This window comes from Mucilaginibacter sp. OK098 (assembly GCF_900142915.1).
Classification (GTDB): Bacteria; Bacteroidota; Bacteroidia; order Sphingobacteriales; family Sphingobacteriaceae; genus Mucilaginibacter.
This window is the reverse complement of sequence record NZ_FRCM01000001.1, coordinates 467,137-488,488: the sequence shown is the minus strand read 5'-3', so window position 1 is coordinate 488,488 and position 21,352 is coordinate 467,137. Positions and strand designations below refer to the sequence as shown.

The 21,352-nt window shown below is 39.4% G+C and carries 9 protein-coding genes; 4 read left to right on the top strand and 5 right to left on the bottom strand.

All coding sequences use genetic code 11. The features are described from left to right. Positions 1-8: 8 nt before the first annotated feature. Complete coding sequence (locus BUE31_RS01955; RefSeq protein ID WP_073399732.1) at positions 9-1,346, bottom strand: sugar porter family MFS transporter; 1,338 nt, start codon at positions 1,344-1,346, stop codon at positions 9-11. A gap of 350 nt (positions 1,347-1,696) precedes the next feature. Here BUE31_RS01955 and BUE31_RS01950 point away from each other — a divergent pair, with 350 nt between their 5' ends. The 3 genes from BUE31_RS01950 (at position 1,697) to BUE31_RS01935 (ending at position 10,512) form a co-directional block, all read left to right on the top strand. Beyond that, complete coding sequence (locus BUE31_RS01950) at positions 1,697-4,501, top strand: hybrid sensor histidine kinase/response regulator transcription factor (protein ID WP_234997731.1); 2,805 nt, start codon at positions 1,697-1,699, stop codon at positions 4,499-4,501. 1,300 nt (positions 4,502-5,801) lie between these two features. Beyond that, positions 5,802-8,945 (top strand): SusC/RagA family TonB-linked outer membrane protein, encoded by a 3,144-nt coding sequence (locus BUE31_RS01940; protein WP_083619248.1) that lies wholly within the window; start codon positions 5,802-5,804, stop codon positions 8,943-8,945. Between the two features lie 13 nt (positions 8,946-8,958). Continuing rightward, positions 8,959-10,512, top strand: a complete 1,554-nt coding sequence (locus BUE31_RS01935; RefSeq protein ID WP_159440622.1) for a RagB/SusD family nutrient uptake outer membrane protein — start codon at positions 8,959-8,961, stop codon at positions 10,510-10,512. A 192-nt stretch (positions 10,513-10,704) separates the two neighbouring features. On the opposite strand, the gene BUE31_RS01930 is transcribed toward BUE31_RS01935, so the two are convergent. From BUE31_RS01930 to BUE31_RS01915, 4 genes are all read right to left on the bottom strand, one after another. Further along, positions 10,705-10,911: a hypothetical protein gene (locus BUE31_RS01930; protein ID WP_073399724.1), complete on the bottom strand. Its 207-nt coding sequence runs from the start codon at positions 10,909-10,911 to the stop codon at positions 10,705-10,707. Between the two features lie 533 nt (positions 10,912-11,444). Then, positions 11,445-12,458 (bottom strand): glycoside hydrolase family 43 protein, encoded by a 1,014-nt coding sequence (locus BUE31_RS01925; RefSeq protein WP_083619406.1) that lies wholly within the window; start codon positions 12,456-12,458, stop codon positions 11,445-11,447. A gap of 22 nt (positions 12,459-12,480) precedes the next feature. Beyond that, on the bottom strand, positions 12,481-14,298 hold the full coding sequence (locus tag BUE31_RS01920; protein WP_073399722.1) for a glycoside hydrolase family 35 protein: 1,818 nt from the start codon (positions 14,296-14,298) through the stop codon (positions 12,481-12,483). Positions 14,299-14,673: 375 nt separating this feature from the next. After that, on the bottom strand, positions 14,674-18,828 hold the full coding sequence (locus BUE31_RS01915; protein WP_143167009.1) for a hybrid sensor histidine kinase/response regulator transcription factor: 4,155 nt from the start codon (positions 18,826-18,828) through the stop codon (positions 14,674-14,676). A gap of 864 nt (positions 18,829-19,692) precedes the next feature. Here BUE31_RS01915 and BUE31_RS01905 point away from each other — a divergent pair. After that, a complete protein-coding gene (locus BUE31_RS01905) occupies positions 19,693-21,159 on the top strand; it encodes an RICIN domain-containing protein (protein WP_073399716.1) in 1,467 nt (488 codons plus the stop codon). Positions 21,160-21,352: the final 193 nt, after the last annotated feature.

Genomic DNA, 21,352 nt, shown 5'->3' with positions numbered 1-21,352 from the left:
GTTTGTTTTTAATGCATCACCAAAACACTGTTATCAATTTGCTCCAACGACTTGCCTTTTGTTTCGGGCATGATCTTCCAAACAAAAACCAGCTGCGCTACCATCATCACACCAAAAAACAGGAATGTATTTCCCCCGCCCAGTTTTTCGGCGAAGTATGGGAAGCTGAAAGCAATTAATGCTGCCATTATCCAATGAGTTGAACTTCCTAATGTTTGCCCCTGCGCTCTTACCTGGTTTGGAAATATTTCGGATATAAATACCCAGATAACGGCTCCCTGCGAGAAGGCGAAAAAAGCGATGAAAAGCATGATATAAACCGGTATGGCAAAGCCGCCAAAATCGCCCGCGTAAAAAGTATAGGAAACTAAAAACAAGGAGGTGATGAGCCCGATTGAACCAATTAACATAAGTACCCGCCGGCCCACTTTATCAATAATGCTTATAGCCAGAAGGGTGAATGTAAAATTGATGAGGCCTATTCCTACGGTTGAAAGAAGTGAGGAATGCGTCCCCAGACCGGCCATTTCAAAGATCCTTGGCGCGTAATAAATAATGGCATTAATACCCGAGACCTGGTTGAAAAATGCAAATGACATGGCCAGCATTACAGGTTTACTGTATCTCCCCGAAAACAGGCTTTCCTTTTTATGTTTCTTCCCTTCGCTGTCAAGCGCTGAATTTTGGATGGATATCAGTTCCTGGTCGCAATTAAGGGGGTTGATAATTCTTAGAATTGCTAATGCTTTTTCATTCGCCTGCTTTTTAAGGATCAGCCATCTCGGGCTCTCGGGAATATAACGGATCAATACCAGGAATACAAATGATGGTACGGCCTGAACACCCAGCATCCATCGCCATGAAGTCTCTCCTCCCTGCCCTATCAGGTAATTGGATAAATAGGAGATCAAAATTCCTAAAACAACATTGAATTGAAACAAGCCCACCAAACGGCCGCGGCGATCAGCCGGCGAAATTTCAGAAATATAAATAGGAGCAGTTACTGATGATACTCCAACACCTAATCCGCCTAATAAGCGGAAGATCAAAAACATATACCAGTTGTCGGCCAGTGCTGTTCCTAATGATGCCAGTAAGTAGGCTATTGCTACACAATACAGCGTATTTTTGCGCCCAAAACGATCTGATGGTTTTGAACCCAGCAAGGAACCTATCACTGTTCCGATTAATGCAATTGAAATGGTGAGGCCATGTTCAAACACATTTAAATTCCAGAATTGTTGAATTGATTTTTCGGCGCCCGATATTACTGCGGTATCAAAACCAAACAGGAAGCCACCAAGGGCCACGACCATGGACCAGGCCAGGACAGAATATTTAGTCATAAATTTAAAAGTATAATTGGTTTATTATGCTGCTAAGATGCCCGGAAGTTGGGTACAGGAGTTATTGCTATTGTTTCAAATTCATTAAAATTTATGAAATTTTTAAAACCACAATAAACAATTGATAATCAATAATTTAAAATTTGCTAAAATTAATGAGCGTGCAAAACCTTAAACCTGGTTACAATAGTTTTAAGTGTAGTTACATGCCAGCGCTTTAGTAGGGGGGCATGGTGATAAATAACATTTGAGATTTATGCTAATTATCATTAGCTTTAGGTTTACAGGAGCATCAGCTTATAGTCAGACAGAGTTAATAACCGTTATATTCCATTTAATTTCCCCCTATTATGTTAAATTATTACAGGTATATAAACCTGTTTTTTTCTTTTCATTGGAAAAGGATTTTCATGGCGATCTTTTGCTTTGCACTTTTCTCTTCATGTAACAAGCAAAATAACCACCCCCATTTTAAGATTGGTTTTTCACAATGCGTTGGGGCAGATCTGTGGCGCAGAACCATGCTCGAAGAAATGAGGATTGAACTTTCATTACACCCGGGTATTGAATTTGTTTATAAGGATGCGGATAATAACAGCGCTGTACAGATCAGGCAGGTTAAACAACTGCTTGACGATGATATTGATCTTTTAATCATATCTCCCAACGAAGCCAGGCCGCTTACACCAATTGTGGAGGAGGCTTTTAGTAAGGGAATCCCGGTAATTGTTATTGACCGTAAAACTTCATCAAACTTTTATACTGCCTATGTTGGGTCAAATAATTACGAAATAGGGAAACTCGCGGGTGATTATTTAGGCAGGACGGTAAAAACGAATGCTTCAGTAATGGAAATCCTGGGCTTACCGGGATCGTCTCCAACCATTGAAAGACAAAAAGGGTTTAGCGATGCACTAAAGAAATACCCTAATTTACACCTTGACAAACAATTATATTGTAACTGGTTAAAAGACACCACTAAAAAGAAACTGCTGCAAATTAGCGCTGAGCTAAAAAATATAGACATCGTTTTTGCCCATAATGATATGATGGCCCTGGGCGCCAAAGAGGTTTTTAAAAGCTTAAACCTGGATAGAAATATGAAATTTATTGGCGTTGATGCTTCACCGGGAACAGGTGGTGGTTTGCAGCTGATAGCCGGTAAACAATTAAATGCAAGCATGCTTTACCCTACAGGCGGTAAAGAGGCTATCAGAACTGCTTTTTCAATTTTAAATAAGACATCATTTAACAAAGAAAGCATTCAGCCTACACTGGTTATTGATTCATCAAACGTGCAATTAATGCAAATTCAATGGAATAGGATCAGCAGCCAGCAAAATGATATTGAAAGGCAACAAAGTTTGCTGGCAGAGCAGCAAAAAGTATACAACAGCCAAAGAGTTATTTTGAATATAATTGTAATAACCATGGTGGTTGCTATTGTATTTGGCGGCCTGGCATTTTTCCTGCTGAACGAAAACCGAAAAACCAATAAGAAACTGGAAGCCAAAAACTACGAAATTTTGAGCCAGCGTAACCAGTTAATAGAAATGTCGGCAAAAGCTGAAGTAGCTACAGAAGCCAAGTTAAATTTCTTTACAAATATTTCGCATGAGTTCAGGACGCCCTTAACATTAATACTATTGCCCCTTGAAGATTTAATTGCACAAATAAAAACTGATTCCGTTCAAAGTAAAAATCTTAAGCTGATCCATAAAAATGTGATCAGACTGTTGCGTTATGTTAACCAACTGATAGAATACCGGAAAATAGAATATGATAAGCTGAAGATCAGGGCTACTGAAAACAATCTTGTTCCGTTTGTTAAAGAGATTGTAAGCTCCTTTAATGATATGGCTGTTAAGAATAATATCAATCTACAGTTTACTTCATTTACCAATTCAATTATGATTTGGTTTGATGTAAACATGCTTGATAAAGTAATTTTCAACCTGCTTTCAAACGCTTTTAAATTCACAAAAAACAATGGATTAATTAAAATATCAATAAAAAAACCACAGGAGGCTGATGAAATAATCATAGAGGTAGAAGATAACGGCATTGGCATGACTGAAGAATCGGTATTGCATGCATTTGACATGTTTTACCAGGCTGATTCATATTCTTTTAAAGGATCGGGGCTTGGGTTATCTCTTTCCAAAGAGTTTATGAACCTGCATAAAGGCTCCCTTAAAGTTAAAAGCAAAAAAGGACAGGGAACTACCTTTACCATTAATTTACGTACGGGCGATAGCCACCTGCTTGAAGATGAAAAGTACACTCATAAAGGTCAGATCGAAAATATTTATGAACAGGAAAAAATTTACAACATAACCCTTGAAGATCTGCCAATACAACTAAACAAACCTGCTGGCGGGGTGATTAAAGAACAATCCATCTTAATTATTGAAGACAATACTGACCTATTAGCCTATTTAACATCGAAATTTGAAACGGACTATGAGGTTTTTGCAACAACAAACGGCAACGATGGCTTTAACCTGGCATTTGAAAAAATACCGGACATTATTATTTCGGATGTGGTTTTACCCGAACTCTCCGGGAAAGAAATAACGAATAAGCTTAAAACAGACATCAGAACATCACATATTCCCATTATTTTATTAACTGCTAAAGGGAGCCTTGAGCAGCAAATTGAAGGAATCCGCAACAAAGCGGATGTTTATATTGTAAAACCATTTAACTTTGACTACCTGCTTGAAAATGTTCGAAACCTTCTGAATAACCGGCAACTGCTAAAAGAACATTATTCGAGCGAATATCCAGGTGGCAACAAAGTGCCGGTATCCAAAAAGCTTGATAAAAAATTCCTGAATGAATTTTCAGGAATTGTTGAGGCCAATTTATCAAACGAAAAGTTTACTGTGGATGACATTTGCAAAAACATAGGCATTTCAAGGATCCAGCTTTACCGAAAAGTTAAAGCTTTACTCGGTTGTAGTATAACCGACTATATTTTGAGCAGACGGTTGCAAAAAGCCAAATACCTGTTATTAAATGAAGACCTGTCAATAGCCGAAGTAACTTATCAAACCGGATTTTCATCCCCCACGTATTTCTCAACTGTATTTAAAGGAAAATATGGGTGTACGCCAAGTGACTTCAAAAAGAATAATATTAATCAAAGTTGATAATTTCTAATAAAAATTACATTTGGAAAAAATGACTGAAAGCAATGGTAAAAGAAAAATGCTGTTTCTTAATGTTCATCATGCTTCAGTAGGTGCATTGATTTGGGAAAATATATTGATTGGCATCAGAATCTGAAGAATAACTAACGTTATGGTTGTCCATATTAGGTTATGCCTGTCAATTATAATGTTTTACTTTTTTTGGGGCTATTAGCATGTAAAAAACGGCTTGGGCTCTGTATTCAATCGCCAGTAATAAATGTTTATGACCTTATGGAAGTTACAGCTCCAATCAGCGGTTAAAACAAATAAAGCTTTGCTATAAATAAATTGTAAATTATACACTAATAACCAATAAATAAATTGGTTATGGTTAAATTCCATGTAAAAAATTTACTGAGGCATCAATTTTAAGTGAAATACAGAAGACCAATAGTGACCTGTTGAACCTGCAATAAAAAGAAAATTACTCAGGAAAATTAAACCTTTTTTTTTAATATAATTCAATTTACTTATTGTAAATCAATAATTTACATATTTTAATTGTTAGTATTTAAATTATTGATCCTGACTGAACAATTCTCTTGATTCGGGATGTAAATTACGGTCGTTTACCTGTATCTATTTTTTGTTTAAAGAGGAGTCGATAGACAATAAATGATATATAATTGTTTAATTAACACTAAATAATCTATCGCCTGTCGAAGCTGTCCTTATCCACAATATTGATGCATCGGGCTATGCTTGTTGGCATAAAATTCGATTGATTTAGTATTACATTGTAATATTCAGCTATTTCTGGTTGAAAAATGCTGTATTACCCCTTCTATTTTGCAAACCAGCCCCTTTTCGTTTCTTTTTTTTTCGATGACATTAGCCTTATAGTTAGCTCAATCGGTCTGCTAACCTATCAACCAGTTATATTAAATAAACATCATGAGAAGAAGTTCATTCGTAGCGCATGCTCTTGGAAAAGAGAAACCGCCATTAGAAAATCCCCCAAAAGTGCATCCGCGTTATAGAAACAATTACGCGATACCTTAATGCGGTACCAGTACGCCTGAGTTTTATTAATCGCAGCGTTTTTAGTTCTTATAACTAATCTACGAGATAAATGGAAATGGGTGCGCTTATAGATTTCAAGAATCATCACTTAGTCAACATCGTTGATCCCGCTAAAAAACCCTCAGTATCTCAACGCTAAATAGCTATAGCATGATCGCAAATCAAGCGTCCCGTCAATAAAGGCAACTGCACAGAAATCCTAATTATTAACCTATTTAATTATTGAAACCCAATTATGGAACAAAAAATACTCATTTCAAGTAATTTGTCTTCCGGCCGGTTTAGGGCAATATTCAAACCGCTGGCCTTAATATTACTGCCATTTGCAGTTTCTGCCTCAACTCCTGCGGCAACAAACCATTCACAAGCAGCGGCAAATTCTTTGTCGGTTTTAAAGAAAACCGCCATTACTGTAAAAGGTAACGTTGTTGATGCTTCAAACGGGCAGCCGCTGATTGGCGTATCTGTTGCGGTGAAAGGTACACCAATTGCAACAATTACCGACAGTAAAGGTAATTTTCAACTTTCCAACTTGCCTGATAACGCAGTTCTTGTCTTTTCCTATATCTCATTTGATAAGCTGGAAGTTGCGGTAAAAGGCCAAAACAATTTCGAAATCAAACTAAAGCCCTCCATGCAAACATTGAATGAAATAGTGGTGGTGGGTTATGGAACCCAGAAAAAAGCAAATTTAACCGGTTCCGTGGGCACAGTAAACACTCAAGACCTGGAAAGCCGGCCGTTAACAAATTCAAGCCAGGCGTTACAGGGTACCGTATCCGGTGTATACGCGCTTCAAAGTTCAGGAAAACCTGGTGATGATAAAACAGTTATAGATATCAGGGGTGTTGGGACCTTTGGCGACAACTCCCCCTTAGTGTTAGTTGACGGTTTCCCCGGTAACATTGGCGATGTAAATCCCAACGACTTGCAATCTATTTCGGTGCTAAAGGATGCCGCTTCCTCGGCCATTTATGGTAGCCGCGCCGCCAATGGTGTAATTCTGATAACCACTAAGCGGGGATCTGCCGGAAAAACCCGCGTCAATTATAGTGTGTACGCCGGCGTTCAAAGCCCAACAAGGCTGCCTGGTGTTCTGAACTCCATTCAATATACTGCACTTTACAATGAAGCGGCTGTAAATTCTGGCCAGGCGGCCCCTTTTTCAGACGCAACTATTGCCAAATATGCCGCCCATAACGACCCAATGTTTCCGGATATCAACTATTTTAAAGTTTACTACAATAACGCCAACATACAAAATCATCGCTTTAGTGTAACTGGCGGAAACGACAACGCTAATTATGCCTTTATGTTGGGGCATCTTAATCAGGATGGTATTCTTGTTGGAACAAACTATAAAAAAACCGATTTCCGATTAAATTTAGACACTTATCATCTTAAAGATAAACGACTACGTGTCTCCGGAAATATATCAGGCAATTATGGTCTTAAAACCGAACCAACTGATCTCTGGAGCGCTGAATGGTACTCAACACTGGCCCCAATACACCCCCTTAAGGATGCAAATGGCAATTGGGTATCTGTGAATGGTGAGCGGAATTTTTATGGTGAAATCAAGGAAGGAAGTACCAACATTACCAAAGGCTGGAACTTTAATGGTCAGGCAGAAGCTGAATATAAGTTATCGAATGATTTGAGTGCCCAGGTAACTTATGGATATGGCGCAGTTTATACTAATGGTAATGCTTTTCATGCCAATGTGACCTTACAAAATCAAAACGGAACCACAACTCAATTATCATCTAATCTCAACGTTACGAATGAAATTGACCTGCATTCATTGCTAACGGGACTCCTTAAATACAACAAAACCCTTGGCCGCCATTCAATTAACTTGTTGGGAGGCTATAGTGAAGAAGAATTTAGCTGGGACTGGCAAAGCGGTTACCGTGCTAGTTTTGTAAATAATACGCAACGCGTTTTAAGCCTGGGTGACGCAGCTACACAAACTAATAATGCGGGAAGTTATGACCTTGGTCTCCGCTCTTTTTTTGGCCGTTTTAACTATTCTTTTGATGGGAAATACTTATTTGAGGCCAATGTAAGGAGAGATGGTTCTTCAAGGTTCGCCCAGGGAAAACAATGGGGAACATTCCCATCGTTCTCTGGGGGCTGGGTAATTTCTAAGGAAAACTTTATGAAGGACGTAAAGTGGTTAGATTTTGCCAAATTACGGGCATCCTGGGGGCAGTTGGGGAATCAGAATGTGAATAACTATTACAACGGAAGCGATATTCTGAGTTCAGGCCAAAATTATTCATTCGGTGGCAATCTAAATTCCGGAGCTGCAATAACTGCAATGACGAACAAAAACTTAACCTGGGAGACCGCACAGCAATTAGACTTCGGTATAGATGTTTCATTGCATAATAACATTGAAATTACTGCCGATTATTTTGATAAAAAAACAAAAAATCTGCTGCTCACCCAACCAATTCCTTTAACTATTGCAGAATCTGCACCCTTAGCTAACGCAGGTGAGGTAGAAAATAAAGGTTTTGAAATAGGTGTTTCTTATAAAAAGACTTTTGATAACGGAATTAAGCTCAGAACTTCTTTAAACCTCTCACATATAGTGAATAAAATCACTGCAATGAATGTTCCTCAGCAATTTAACTCGCCAAAAGCAATTGTAGTAGGCTCGGCTATAAATTCTTTCTACGGTTATCAAATGACCGGTATTTACCAAATTTCAGATTTTACATGGCAAAACAACAGTGATCCGGCAACACCTTATGCAAACAGAGTATTTACCCTTAAGCCAGGCGTAGTTAAAGAAAGTGATTATAACGCTCAACCCGGAGACATTAAATATGCTGATTTGAATGGTGATGGTATAGTAGATATGAATCATGACCGTAAAATTATTGGAAAGCAGTTTCCTGACATAACTTATGCATTCAATTTTAACATTGCGTGGAAAGGCTTCGATCTGGGAGCTTTTTTGCAGGGCGTAAAGGGTATACAAGGTTATACATATTATGAAATTGCAACCCCTTTTAGCGGTTTCGCCAACACAGGCAGTTGGTGGTTGAACCGATGGACACCCACGAATCCTTCTAACACTATGCCACGCTTAACGTTAGACGGTAATAGAAACAATATTCATTCTTCTTTCTATGTAGAAGATGCGTCTTACTTACGTGTGAAAAATATCGAGTTGGGATATACCCTAAGTCCAACGGTAATCAAAAGAATTGGTTTAAGCTCGCTTAGGCTATATGTAAATGTTCAAAACGCATTCACCTTTACTAAGTTTAAAGGATTTGATCCGGAACAAACGACTGACCAGACCAGGGCAGAAGCTTTTCCGCAGGTTCGCGTCATGACCGCAGGTTTAAATGTTAATTTCTAAAAGACAAAAAATTATGAAAGCTATAAATAAAGTCTTAATTCTATTATTTGTTATTGGCCTCGCAAGTTGTAATAAAGATCTTCTGAACAAGACCCCTAAAGACCGGTTATCTCCGTCAACGTTTTTTAAAAACGAAACCCAGGTAAAAATGGCCCTCGTCGGGCTTTACAATGCATTGCCGCCAAACGCTACTCCCGGCCACTTTTACCAGTTTGAATTTGAATCTGATAATGGTTACTGCCAGGATTCATGGCAAGGTTCTAAAGAAGTTGGCGAGTGGCAAACTACAAGCACAAGCTGGGCGCCTTATGCAAAATGGACTCAAGATTACACCATTATTTCCAGGGCGAACGAATTCCTTCAAGATGTGGCGAACGCTACTATTGATGCCGCTGTTAAGGCTCAAATGTCTGGTGAAGCCAAGTTTCTGCGTGGTTACGCTTATGCCGACCTGATCACTTACTTTGGCGATGTCCCTCTTATTACTAAAGTTTTATCATTGTCTGATGCCTATGTGTCAAGAACACCAAAAGCAACGGTGTTAATTCAGGTTGTTAGTGATTTAACTGATGCAGCGGCCGCGCTACCTGCATCTTACTCCGGTTCGGATATTGGCCGTGCTACAAAAGGTGCAGCCCTGGCTTATAAAGCCAGGATTCTGCTATACAATCAACAATGGGCTGATGCTGCACAGGCGGCACAGGATGTGATCAACCTCAATGCGTATAGTTTATATGCAGATTATGGCAGTACTTTTGCCGAAGCGCATGAGGACAATAGTGAGGTGATTTTTGATATACAATATATCCCAACCACACAGCCCCAACCATGGCCCTCATCAGCTACGTCACTTAGTGTTTGGGGAACAGCAAACGTAAACGCTGACCTCATTGATTCTTATTATGCGACTAACGGATTGCCGATATCAAATCCGGCATCTGGTTACGATCCTCAAAATCCATTTGTTAACCGCGATCCCAGGTTAGCAGCATCTGTTGTGTTGCCAGGTTCACAGTGGGGGACTACAACTTACATTCCTGCAAAGGACCAAGTTCTATCAGGAGCACGTCCCAGAAAATATGCGGCTATCGGAATTGCGGATGTAAACAACTGCTCATTGAATACCATTTTAATGCGTTTAGCCGATGTTTACCTGATGCGGGCAGAAGCTTTGATTGAATCGGGCAGCACTTCATCCGAAATATACACGCTAATAGATAAAGTACGTGCACGTGTTAACATGCCTAAGGTGGAAAATGTAGAAGGTACCGGTTTAAGTCAAACTCAACTACGCGCAATAGTGCGGCACGAACGTCGCGTTGAGTTTTACAATGAAGGGACCCGTTACGCCGACATGTTACGTTGGAAAGACGAATCTTTGGTTCATGACGTTTATGGATTTAACGTATCCTTGCTTTCCAATCCTGCAAATCCATCAACATGGACATTTGCACGTGTTAAATTGGAAACAAGAGTTTTCAATCCGGCTAAAGGATGGTTATGGCCTGTACCTCAAGGTGATATTGATATCAACAAAAAATTGCTACCTAACAACCCCGGATACTGATTTGAGAACTGATATACACAGTTTTATTTATTCTTGCTGTAGCTGGGTTTATTTTTTGCAGCAATAAGACTTAACCCTTAATAAATGACCGAATTCAGGTTGTTTATTAAGGGTTTTGTATTTTGCGCATAACGTCAAAATACGTTGATGTAATTTATAGTAATATCAACAGTTTTAACTTTATCATTTTCTTTATATGGCAACTACTATCATGAAAGCGTATTCTATCCTATCAAGCATGCGTAAAAACCCCGCCTTATCATTTGCCGTAGTTCGATATTGATTGTATTTCACTCTGAAGCCATTAGCATAAACAGCGTTAGGGTAAGGTTGATTTACCTTGCTAACCGTATGCCCACTGGTGACATAGACGATGGCAACCCATCTGTTTTTTAACATCGTGGTGAAGTTTAGCCAATCGTTGATTGATTTTGGTTCCTGTACACGGCCCGGCTTGTGTACTGCTTGTAAAAAAGAATGCTGTTTTGGTAATGAGTACGGAAAATACTATTAAGGCTATACCGGTTAAATTACAGCCAACAGATGTTTTTTTGAGTAAATTACAAATACAAAGGTATGCCTTCGGGCTTTAGTCCTGGCACTTCGAGATCGTTAGAAACTCATCGCCCCACACTTCAGTGATCATCATATCGCTTCTACAGAACCGATCATCCATTTACGGATGAATACAATTTCACCGATAAGCGCCTGTCCTCCTTATGGAAGGGAACTACCCGATCAATTATAAAAGGAGCCGCTATTACGTCGAGACTTCGACGGAAACGCTTGCCAAAAACGCCAATCATATGGAATTATTGGAGGACCATAATTTTTTTACTTTTCCATAAGTATCATTTCATGGATTTTGCCGGCAAGATGGCCCATTATAAGTTACTTTTCCTTGACTGTCACATGTAATGCGGCGCTTTGCCTTAATTGACATTGAGCTTTTTCCAATTTTTCAGTAGCCGCTGTAATTCTTTTTCGGTAATGGGCATAACGGTTCCATGCCTGGGATTAAAGTTCATACTCACATCCTGATCTACCGCCTTGAAATGTTCAAGTTCCTTGCTGAAAGTGAATTGGTAACGCCCGCTTGTATACATATCATACATCAAAATAAAACCGCTCCCGTTGATCAGGCTGAATACGCCTGAACCCTCTACCGGAAGATCGGTTTGCTGCAGATATCTGTCTTCCAAACTGTAAACGCCGGTAAGTTGCGCAGAAACGGCCTGTTTAATCCCATTGCCATTGCCTTCGGTTTTAAAAAAAAGATGATAGATTCCATCATGGAAAATTATGTCTGCGTCGATACTTGACTTCTGGTCTGGAAGAGAAAACAATACTTTAGGTTCGGTTGTCAAATCAGTAAATGCCGCGTTTGCATATGCATAATAGATTCGATCCGGGCCTGCGCCATATTTCATTGACCAATAGACCATGTATTTCTGCTGTACAGGGTCGAAAATTGTCTGAGGCGCCCACACCCGGAGCAGGCTATCCTGGTTCGGGTATTTTTGTTGAATATTGATCGCTTTGGAAGACCAGTGGATCAGATCCTCTGATTTTAACAATACCATTCCACGGTTGGAGTTCCAGCCGTTTGCAGATACCATGTCGGTGGCCACCATATAAAATGTCTTACCATCGTTGCCTCTCAGAATATGCGGGTCCCTGACACCGCCGGTTTCGCTGATTGCTACGGAAGAAAAAATCGCTTTGTTATTGTTAAGCGCCGCAAAACGATACCCATCCGTACTGGTGGCAAAATGGATTGATTCCTCCGCACGATCATTCCCAGTAAAGTAGACGAACAGATAACCCGAATAGCCCTGTTTACCAGCATTTGTTTGTGCAGATGCCGTACGAACCCACCCTGATAAGATTAGCAGAGACGCTAGTTTGAAGACGACAGTTATATACCTTGAGATTTTCTTTTTCATGTTAATGTATTCAGCAAAAAAACTATTGTAGTTGGTCAAGAATGGGTTTATCCAAAGCATCCATTGTTTTTTGTGGTTTGAGTAATTCAAACACGACGATTTCATTTGAGCCGGTCTTTAACCACTCTGCCGGAACATACAGGGTTTGCTGAGGGCCAACAGACCAGTATCTTCCCAAGCTATGTCCATTTACCCATGCTACACCCTTGCCCCAATGGCTCATATCCAGGTAAGTATCGGCCGCGGCTTTTAAGTTGAAAATTCCTTTTCTTACAACAGGTATATCATCCACTTTTTTAGCGGTGTATGTTATACCGCTTACCTTGCTAAATGGCAAACTGTACATAGCCCAGTTGTAAACTTCCTTACCATTAAACAGTACGCGTTGGGTTATTCCTTTTTTGTTATGAAGAAGATATGGCCCAAAGTTTATGCGGCCCAGGTTCTCCACCAGAATATCTAATTTCACCCTCCCCGATGGCAAAACAAGCCGAAGGCTGTCTTGATTATGTCGCCTGTCTAAAACCCCCACCCGTTTTCCGTTCACCATAATAACGGCATAATCACGCAGTTCGTTAAGTTTTAGCAGCCCCTCTCTCCCGCCTGTTAAAGTGCTTCGGTATAAAACAAAGCCGTAGTCCTGATTCAAATCTTCAAAAGTTAACGGGGTTTTATTCAGCACAGGTTTTGGTAATATATTCAACAAACCTACCGACTGATTTAACTTAATGCCAGGAACGGCCATAGACGGTTTAGCGACGGGCACGGCTGGCAATGTTTGCCCGGCAGGAAGATGTTTTGCGATAACGCTCCTGAATAGCATAAATTTAGGCGTAGCGTTACCTGCCTCATCGAGCGGTGCGTCATAATCATAGCTGCTTATCTGGGGTTCAAAAGGGTGAGTATCGTTATAGTTTGCACCATTCATAAAACCTCGGGTAGTGCCACCATGAAACATGTACATATTAATAGAAATACCTGCTGATAATACGCTATCCAATCTGCCTGTATAACTTTCGGCAGGCACAGTATGATGTTTTGTTCCCCACCAGTCAAACCATGCCGGATACCACTCCGCTATATAAAAAGGCCCCTTGCCATCATGATTCTCACTAATCAGTTTCTTCACCTTTGCCGGATTATCAATACCATTAATAGCCGACAGCAAACCGGGCAAATGCCCATTTTCTATAGCTTCAGGAGGATCGCAGGTATATAGCAATCCATCGAAACCCGCTTCTTTAAACAACCGCTGATTGACGGCCAAATATTCCTTATCGTTGCCGTAAGAGCCATACTCATTTTCAATTTGCACCATTAAAATGTTCCCACCATGATTAACTTGCAATGGTGCCAGCTGCTTACCCACTTCTTTAATGTAAGTTTCATATTCCTTCAGATACTTAGCCTCTTTGCTACGCACCACCAATCCTTTTTCATTTTGAAGCCAATACGGATACCCGCCAAATTCCCATTCGGCGCACACATAGGGGCTGGGGCGTAAAATCACCCAAAGGCCTTCTTCCCTGGCTATTTTTACAAATTCAGCCACATCGTTATTGCCGCTGAAGTCAAACTTGCCTTTTTGGGGTTCGTGCAGGTTCCAGAATACGTAGGTGCCGATTGTATTCAGGCCCATAGCCTTCGCCATTTTCATACGTGCGCGCCATGCCTCGCGCGGCACACGGGGATAATGCATTTCGCCCGAAATCATTTGGAAGGGCTTACCATCGAGCAGAAAGTCGCTACCGCCTAATGCGAATTGATGTTTAGGTTGGGCTTTACCAGCCTGGCCGAAAAGAAGCAACCCGGCAATTTGAAGAATAAAAAAAAATCTCATTAATATTATGTTTAGTTACAATTTTTAAGTGTTATGACACGATATGTTATTTGTTTATAGCGTTATTCATATGGTTTAAGTTTACGAAGTAGCTAACTCAACTGAACAGCACACAGCACAACTTTTGCTGTAGCCACAATGGTTTGTTGAGAATTGCGCTAATTGGTTTTGCATTGCTAAAGTGGATGTAAATTCAGTATTTCAAAAGGGGATGAATTATCAAAATTAAAGGGGTAAAAAAGGAAAAACCGGCTTTCCTGAATAAAATTCAAGAAAGTGATTGCCGCCCCGATGCAATTGCAGTAATATCATCCCCGTAAAACTTTTCTTTAAGATGAAAGAAAAGTTAAAAAACAACCCGACTTTCAGGAACAATTAAGGATATATTCCTTTCCTGGTTTTTTTTGAATCCGAACGATGATTGACCATATCACTTTTGAAGTTCTTTCGGAATCTTTTAATGTATTCAGAAGGGTTTAAGTCAAATAGTTTTTTAAATTGTTCTCTAAAATATTTAATGTCTTTGATCCCTACCGCGTCTGCTGTTTCTAATATATTTAAATCGCTATGTACAAATAGTTGTGCTGCTTTCCTAAGCCTGATAGCCCTTATAAAGTTGTTTGCAGATTGGCCGGATATCATTTTAATTTTTTTGCAGATACTTGAATACGACAAATTTAACTCAGAAGCGAGCATTTGAAGATTGAAATTCGGATCGGTCAAATGTCGTTCGATAATTCTAATGCATGATTCCAAAAACACCTTATACTCAATAGAAACCTTGTGAGGATTATTGTTTAAGGTAATTTCGTTGTAAAAATATTGCTGAAGCGTATTTTTACTTTTAAGAAGTCCATGAACGCGCGCTTTAAGAATGTTTTTGTCGAACGGCTTTCCGATGTAGTCATCCGCACCACCTTCTATCCCCTTTAGCTTGATTTCAGTGGAAGCGCTGGCAGTTAGCAAAATCACAGGTATATGAGCAGTTGTTATATTCTCCTTAATGGCGGAACAAACTTCTATCCCGGTTAAGCCATTCATCATTACATCACATATAACGATATCAGGCCATTGTTCATTTAAAATTTTAAGGCCTTCTTCACCGCTGCCCGCGTCAAGCACATTATATTCCAGCTTAAATAGCTGCCGGATATATTCCCTCATGTCTTCGTTGTCGTCGATAATGAGTAATGACTTAAAATCCACTGCTATCTGCTCGTCCGATGGGTCGTTGGCTGTAGCGACCAAAGTATTCGCAGAGATTTCACTATCAATTAGCTCTTTTAAGAAAACAGAACTCGCAGACGGATGCTCTAAGATGATTTGATCTTTCAAATGCGAACGACCCTTTCTTAAAGTAATGGTGAAGGTAGTGCCTTTACCGAATTCACTTATATAATCTATCGAACCACCATGGCGTTCAACAAAAGTTTTCACCAGGTAAAGCCCAATACCAAAACCGCCGTTGGAATTACCACTCGCATCAGCAACTTGATAAAAACGATCAAAAAGCTTTTCGCCAACTTCAATTGGAATACCGAAACCCGAATCCTGAATTTTGACAGATACACTTTCTTCACTCTCTTCGGTAATGATCCTGATCACACCCCGTTCAGGTGTAAATTTAATTGCATTTGAAAGCAGATTAAATAGTACAATTTCGATTTTTTCCCTATCTGCAAAAATGTTTAAATAATCAGATGATGACACAAATTCAAAGAGAATATTTTTACGCTTTGCTTCATGCGTAAAACATAAATAAACCTCCTTACACAAGTCAATGATATTAAGATTACTCCATCTTAACTCGCCTGACTCTGACTCTGCTGTTTTAAACAGTAACAGCTGATCCACTAAACCTAACAAACGCCGTGCATTGCGGTAAACAATTGTTAAGGTGGGGGTATCAGCCTCCTTTTTATCGCCATACAGAAGATCTTTAATGGGATTGATTATTAATGTGAGTGGCGTCCTGAATTCGTGGGAAATATTCGTAAAGAATGATGATTTCTTTTTACTGAGTTCCTTTTCCTGTTCGCTTTCAAAGTGTGCAATTTGAATTTCATACTTCAGTTTAGCCTGACGGTCTTTATATCTTAAATAGGCATAGATAAGTCCGGCAACAACTATTGCGTAAATTGTGTAAGCCCACCAGGTCAGATACCAGGGTGGTGTTATGATGATCGTTAAAGATTTTGGATGTTTATTCCAAACACCATCATTGTTACTTCCAATTACCTTAAAAACGTAAATCCCGGGGTTAAGATTGGTATAGGTTACCCGTCTTTGTCTTCCTCCAAAAATCCATTTTTTATCGAAGCCTTCCAACATATACTCGTAGAGATTCTTTTCTGAATGAGTGTAGTTAAGCGCTACAAATTCAATGGAAAACACGCTTTGTCCATAATCAAGCGTGACCGTATCAGCCCTATTGATCACTTTATTGATTGGAGAATTTGGTCCGGGCTGAACCGACTTGTTAAACACCTGAAAATCGACAAAGTAAATTTCCGGTGTCTTTTTATTAAGCTTTATTTTTTTCGGATCGAAAAATACTATACCCGAATTTCCGCCTAAGTAAATTTGATCATTGGTTGTTCTGTATATCAATGAGTGTGAAAAAACGCCGTCGCCTTCATCAAAGTTCGTTACCGACAACGTTCTGGGGTCAAATTTGGATAATCCAGTCGTGGTATTAACCCAAAGGATCCCATTACTATCTTCGACAAGATTGTTAAAAACGTTATTTGCAAAACCATCCTTACGCGAGTATACAACAAAAGTATCTGTTTGGAAGACGTATTTATTCAGACCATCAGCAGTGCAAATCCAAATATTTTTATTACTATCCTCAAAAAGACATTTAATAATGTTACTGCTTAAACTTCCATTTTTCTTATCGTTAAATGTATAATGATGAAATATTTGGGTTTTAGGATCAAAACGGTCAACGCCATTGCCATCCGTCCCTATCCAAACGTCGCCGTTTTTATCTTTTAACAAACTATAAATGTGATTGCTGGCAATTGAATTTGGATTTTTTTCGTCATTATAATAGTGCGTAAATTGTTTTTTTTCGTCATTATAAATCTTAAGTCCGGCATCTGTCGCAAGCCAGTATTCATGAGGATTTACTTCAAGGATATCTCTGAAAACATCTTCGTTATATAAGTTTCCAAGTGCAGAATGATGAAAGTGATGACTAAATGTATTGGTTTTAGCATCGAATTTGTCAAATCCGTTTTCTGTCGCCATCCATAGCGCCCCTTCATTGTCAAGGTAAAGCTTGCTGATTTGATTACTTGCTAAACTGAACGGGGAATGCGTATGAGTGAATATTTTAGTTGTTTTAGTTTGCAAATCATGTTGATAAAGACCGTTGTTAGTTCCAAGCCATAAAACTGAGCCTTTCAACAACATGCTTTTTACATCATTAGGTTTAATAGACAGCGGCGAGAAGTGGAATTTATACTGTGTAAAATCAAGTTTTGTTAAACCTTCCTTACCGCAAAGCCATACTATACCGGCTTTGTCGTTGTAAACATACCCATCTGCGGTACTGCTTATCTCGTCAATTTTCGTCCATATGTTGTTGTCCTTATTTACGAAATAGAATCCGGCATTACTTCCAACTATTAAGTATGCGTCATTTAATTCCCCGATACTGAAAGCCGCTTTATTCTGATTGTTAGGGCTTTGATAAGTAGTGTAATGCAGGTTGCTGAGGTCAAAACAAAAAAGCCCGACCCAATAGGTACCGACCCATATACAATGCCTCTTATGATCATAACAGAGCGTCCATATGTCATTTGGATTTTTTTCGTGAGGGAGTTGAACTTGAGGGTAATTAAAAAAGTGTTTTTTGAGCTTATCAAATTTAATCAGTCCACCGCTCCAATTCCCAAGCCACAAATTATTATCAGCATCTTCAATAATGGCATTAACAGACTTTCCTTTTATTGCAAATGGGTTTCTTACATCGGGTTTATATACAATAAATGTGCGGTTACTTTTGACAAATTGATTAAAACCATCATCAGTCCCTGTCCAAACCGATCCTTGCCGATCGCAAAAAATAGAAAATATTTTGTTGTTGCTGATTGTACCCTTCCTATTTTCACTATGGTAGAATCGCTGAAATTTTTCGGTTACCGGGTCCAAAACATTTAGTCCATCCATTGTACCTACCCATATCCTGCCATCTTTGTCTTCGGCAAGGGCATTGATGAAGTTTGAACTGATGGTGCTGCTATCACCAGGAATATTTATGAAGTATTTGAAGGTGTAACCATCAAATTTACAGAGGCCATTATCAGTCCCTACCCACATGTATCCCTGTTTATCTTTAAGAGCTACCGTTATATTTTCTGAGAGTAAACCATCATGGGTTGTGTAAGACTTTAACGCATAACCGTTCACACCCTTCGGTATGATGAACGTCATATCTTGCGCCTCTGCAAGGAATACGCACATAATGTTAAAAACCAAACAAACAAAGATTCTCTTCCAATTCATATCGGCTGCCGGCAAACTCTAATTAAAATTTATTTCACAGGTCTCTATCAGGGCCTTGCAATTAACAGAAATGTCCCAAAACTTGCTATACAATCAGTTGAAGCCTTCTACTAATTTTTTAAAAATCAACACAAATTATATTTACCGAAAAGAAAGTACCATTAGCGTTAACTATTGCTTATTCAATTCGGAATAAATATTAACTATACAGGGTGTGCGGCTATCGCTAAAAAAAGCGTTGCGTTTATAAATGTAAATATCGCGCAATCCAACTGTTCAAAACATCAGTCTCAAGATTCAGATATTATCAGAAACTTCTATTTTGCGATAGAGCATAGTGTTTATAATAGGCCGAATGTAAATAAATTTTAAGTGTTATTTTAACAATTTTTATAAAAATCAACAACAAGGCTATCTCATTGAGCTGTAGCTTTTTTTATAGCTAATTTAAATTTCGATTCGTCCCCTTTCCTGCCTGCAAAATATTTAAATTTAGTGTTAAAACTACAATAAATAGCATTTTACCCCCATAATATTGAGCTATTGCCCCCTTTACAATTTTTCTATTTTCCGGAGCTTTACCGTAACCAATTTAAACTAACCGTTCCCCCAATTATCGTTGTTTAAGGCAGCCTTTAACAACGATAATTTCAAGATTAAAACTGAAGTACAGGATTTTATGTCAGATGTGCGAACCATGGCTTTCTATACGCCGATAATTAATTTACAGGATTCCGTGCCGAATTTAGGCTGGGTTATCACGGTGTTGCCTGATTGCATTTTTGTATCCTTATTCGTTTTCAGCAGTCCGTTACAGGTTACAATTATAAATAACTTTCAAACACTTAACCAATTATCAATTAATTTCAATTCACAGTTATGAGAAACAAAATCAAAATTCCATTCCTATTATTTCTTACCTTTTACTTAGCCGGATGTTCAAAAAAAGAAATCCAACCCCGGATTTCCCAGCCGTTAACCATCTCGAACAACTTAGCTTTAGCCACAAGTAACACAAATGGCTTTAGAGGTATCAACTGGGCCGACCCCAATGGAAATGATGCATCAAATCGTGTTGTGCTGCCCAGCGGTATGACGAGTACAATAACGGCAACTGCAGCAGCAGCCGTTGGCACAAGAATTTCTAATGCATTGAAAGCAAGCGGAGGAACAACTATCCGCATGCCTATTAATCCATGGACACCACAAAACTCAAGTTATTGGACGGCCTATCAATCTGCAATCAATGCAATTGTAGCAAACGGCTGTAATGTAATCCTATGTTATTGGCCGGTTAGCGTTCATCATGTTCCTGATACTACGCAATGGAAAACTATGTGGACGAGCGTGAATCAGGTTTATAAGAATAATAGTTCTGTACTTTATGAGCCAATCAACGAACCCGTTGACTATTCAAGCACCGACTTATGCAATTTATATGCAAACTTTCTAACAACATTTAGCCCTGCTATTGGTAAATGTGTATTGGATGGAACCGGATATGCTACAGATGTTACTGCAGTTGGCGCGGATAGCCGGTTAACTAACCAATACCTGGCTCTGCATAGTTATTGGTGGTTTTGGGGGTCTTATAATGTTTGGAGCAGCTACTATAATATAATGTCGTCCAAGGTCGGCTCCTATGCTGCCAGAACAATCATTACTGAGATCGGTGTTGAAACCTACCGAAATATTGGTTTTTATTGGCAATGGGGTACCGGTGTTGAAGAAGATCAGGCTCTTATTACCGGCGGTTTATCTTATGCAAAAGACAACAGCATGGGTACCATAGCCTGGTCCGGTGTAAATGATATTGATACTTATCGGTGGTATGTTTCAAATACCAATCTCACAGAAGTGAGCCCTGGTGCTGCCAATATGTTCAGATGGTCATGGAAATTAACGACAGCGGCTGTTTGGCAAGGCCCTGTAGCTGATTCCCGTTATCAACTGAAGAATCGCGCTTCAGGTATTTGTTTAGATAACTTAGGGAATACCAGTGACGGCTCAGCCACCGGATTATGGGCAAGTTCAACAAGCGATAACCAAAAATGGAACATTAGCTACACCGCCGGCTATTATACACTCAGCTGCCAAAACGGAAGAGGTTGTTTAGACGTTAGTAGTAATACCAGCGACGGCTCAACTGTTTTACACTATGGAACAGACACCAATAACTCGCAGCGGTGGTCATTGGTTTCAACCGGAGATGGTTATTACCGTGTTATTAACCTTCAAACAGGTAAATGCCTTGATACCGGCGGCAATACGACAAACGGCTCGTCTGTTCAGCAATGGTACAACGGTTCCAGCTATAACCAGCAATGGCAATTAATTCCGTTGTAATTATTGGGCGTTAAATCTTATCATATCTGGAGCGGAACACGCCATGGTTTTCATGGCGTGTTTTTCTTTTTAGCTACTTATGGTAGAGTAGGCAAGGCCATTTCAGCCCAAGCCCCTCACAGAGCCATACGTGAAACTCTCGCTTCATATGACCCTTGTTATCCCTTGTTATCCCATGTTATTGCTGTTCACC

Coding starts and splice junctions, on each gene's coding strand:
- BUE31_RS01955 (WP_073399732.1), bottom strand. CDS start 1,346: ATGACTAAATATTCTGTCCTGGCCTGGTCCATGGTCGTGGCCCTTGGT.
- BUE31_RS01950 (WP_234997731.1), top strand. CDS start 1,697: ATGTTAAATTATTACAGGTATATAAACCTGTTTTTTTCTTTTCATTGG.
- BUE31_RS01940 (WP_083619248.1), top strand. CDS start 5,802: ATGGAACAAAAAATACTCATTTCAAGTAATTTGTCTTCCGGCCGGTTT.
- BUE31_RS01935 (WP_159440622.1), top strand. CDS start 8,959: ATGAAAGCTATAAATAAAGTCTTAATTCTATTATTTGTTATTGGCCTC.
- BUE31_RS01930 (WP_073399724.1), bottom strand. CDS start 10,911: ATGTTAAAAAACAGATGGGTTGCCATCGTCTATGTCACCAGTGGGCAT.
- BUE31_RS01925 (WP_083619406.1), bottom strand. CDS start 12,458: ATGAAAAAGAAAATCTCAAGGTATATAACTGTCGTCTTCAAACTAGCG.
- BUE31_RS01920 (WP_073399722.1), bottom strand. CDS start 14,298: ATGAGATTTTTTTTTATTCTTCAAATTGCCGGGTTGCTTCTTTTCGGC.
- BUE31_RS01905 (WP_073399716.1), top strand. CDS start 19,693: ATGAGAAACAAAATCAAAATTCCATTCCTATTATTTCTTACCTTTTAC.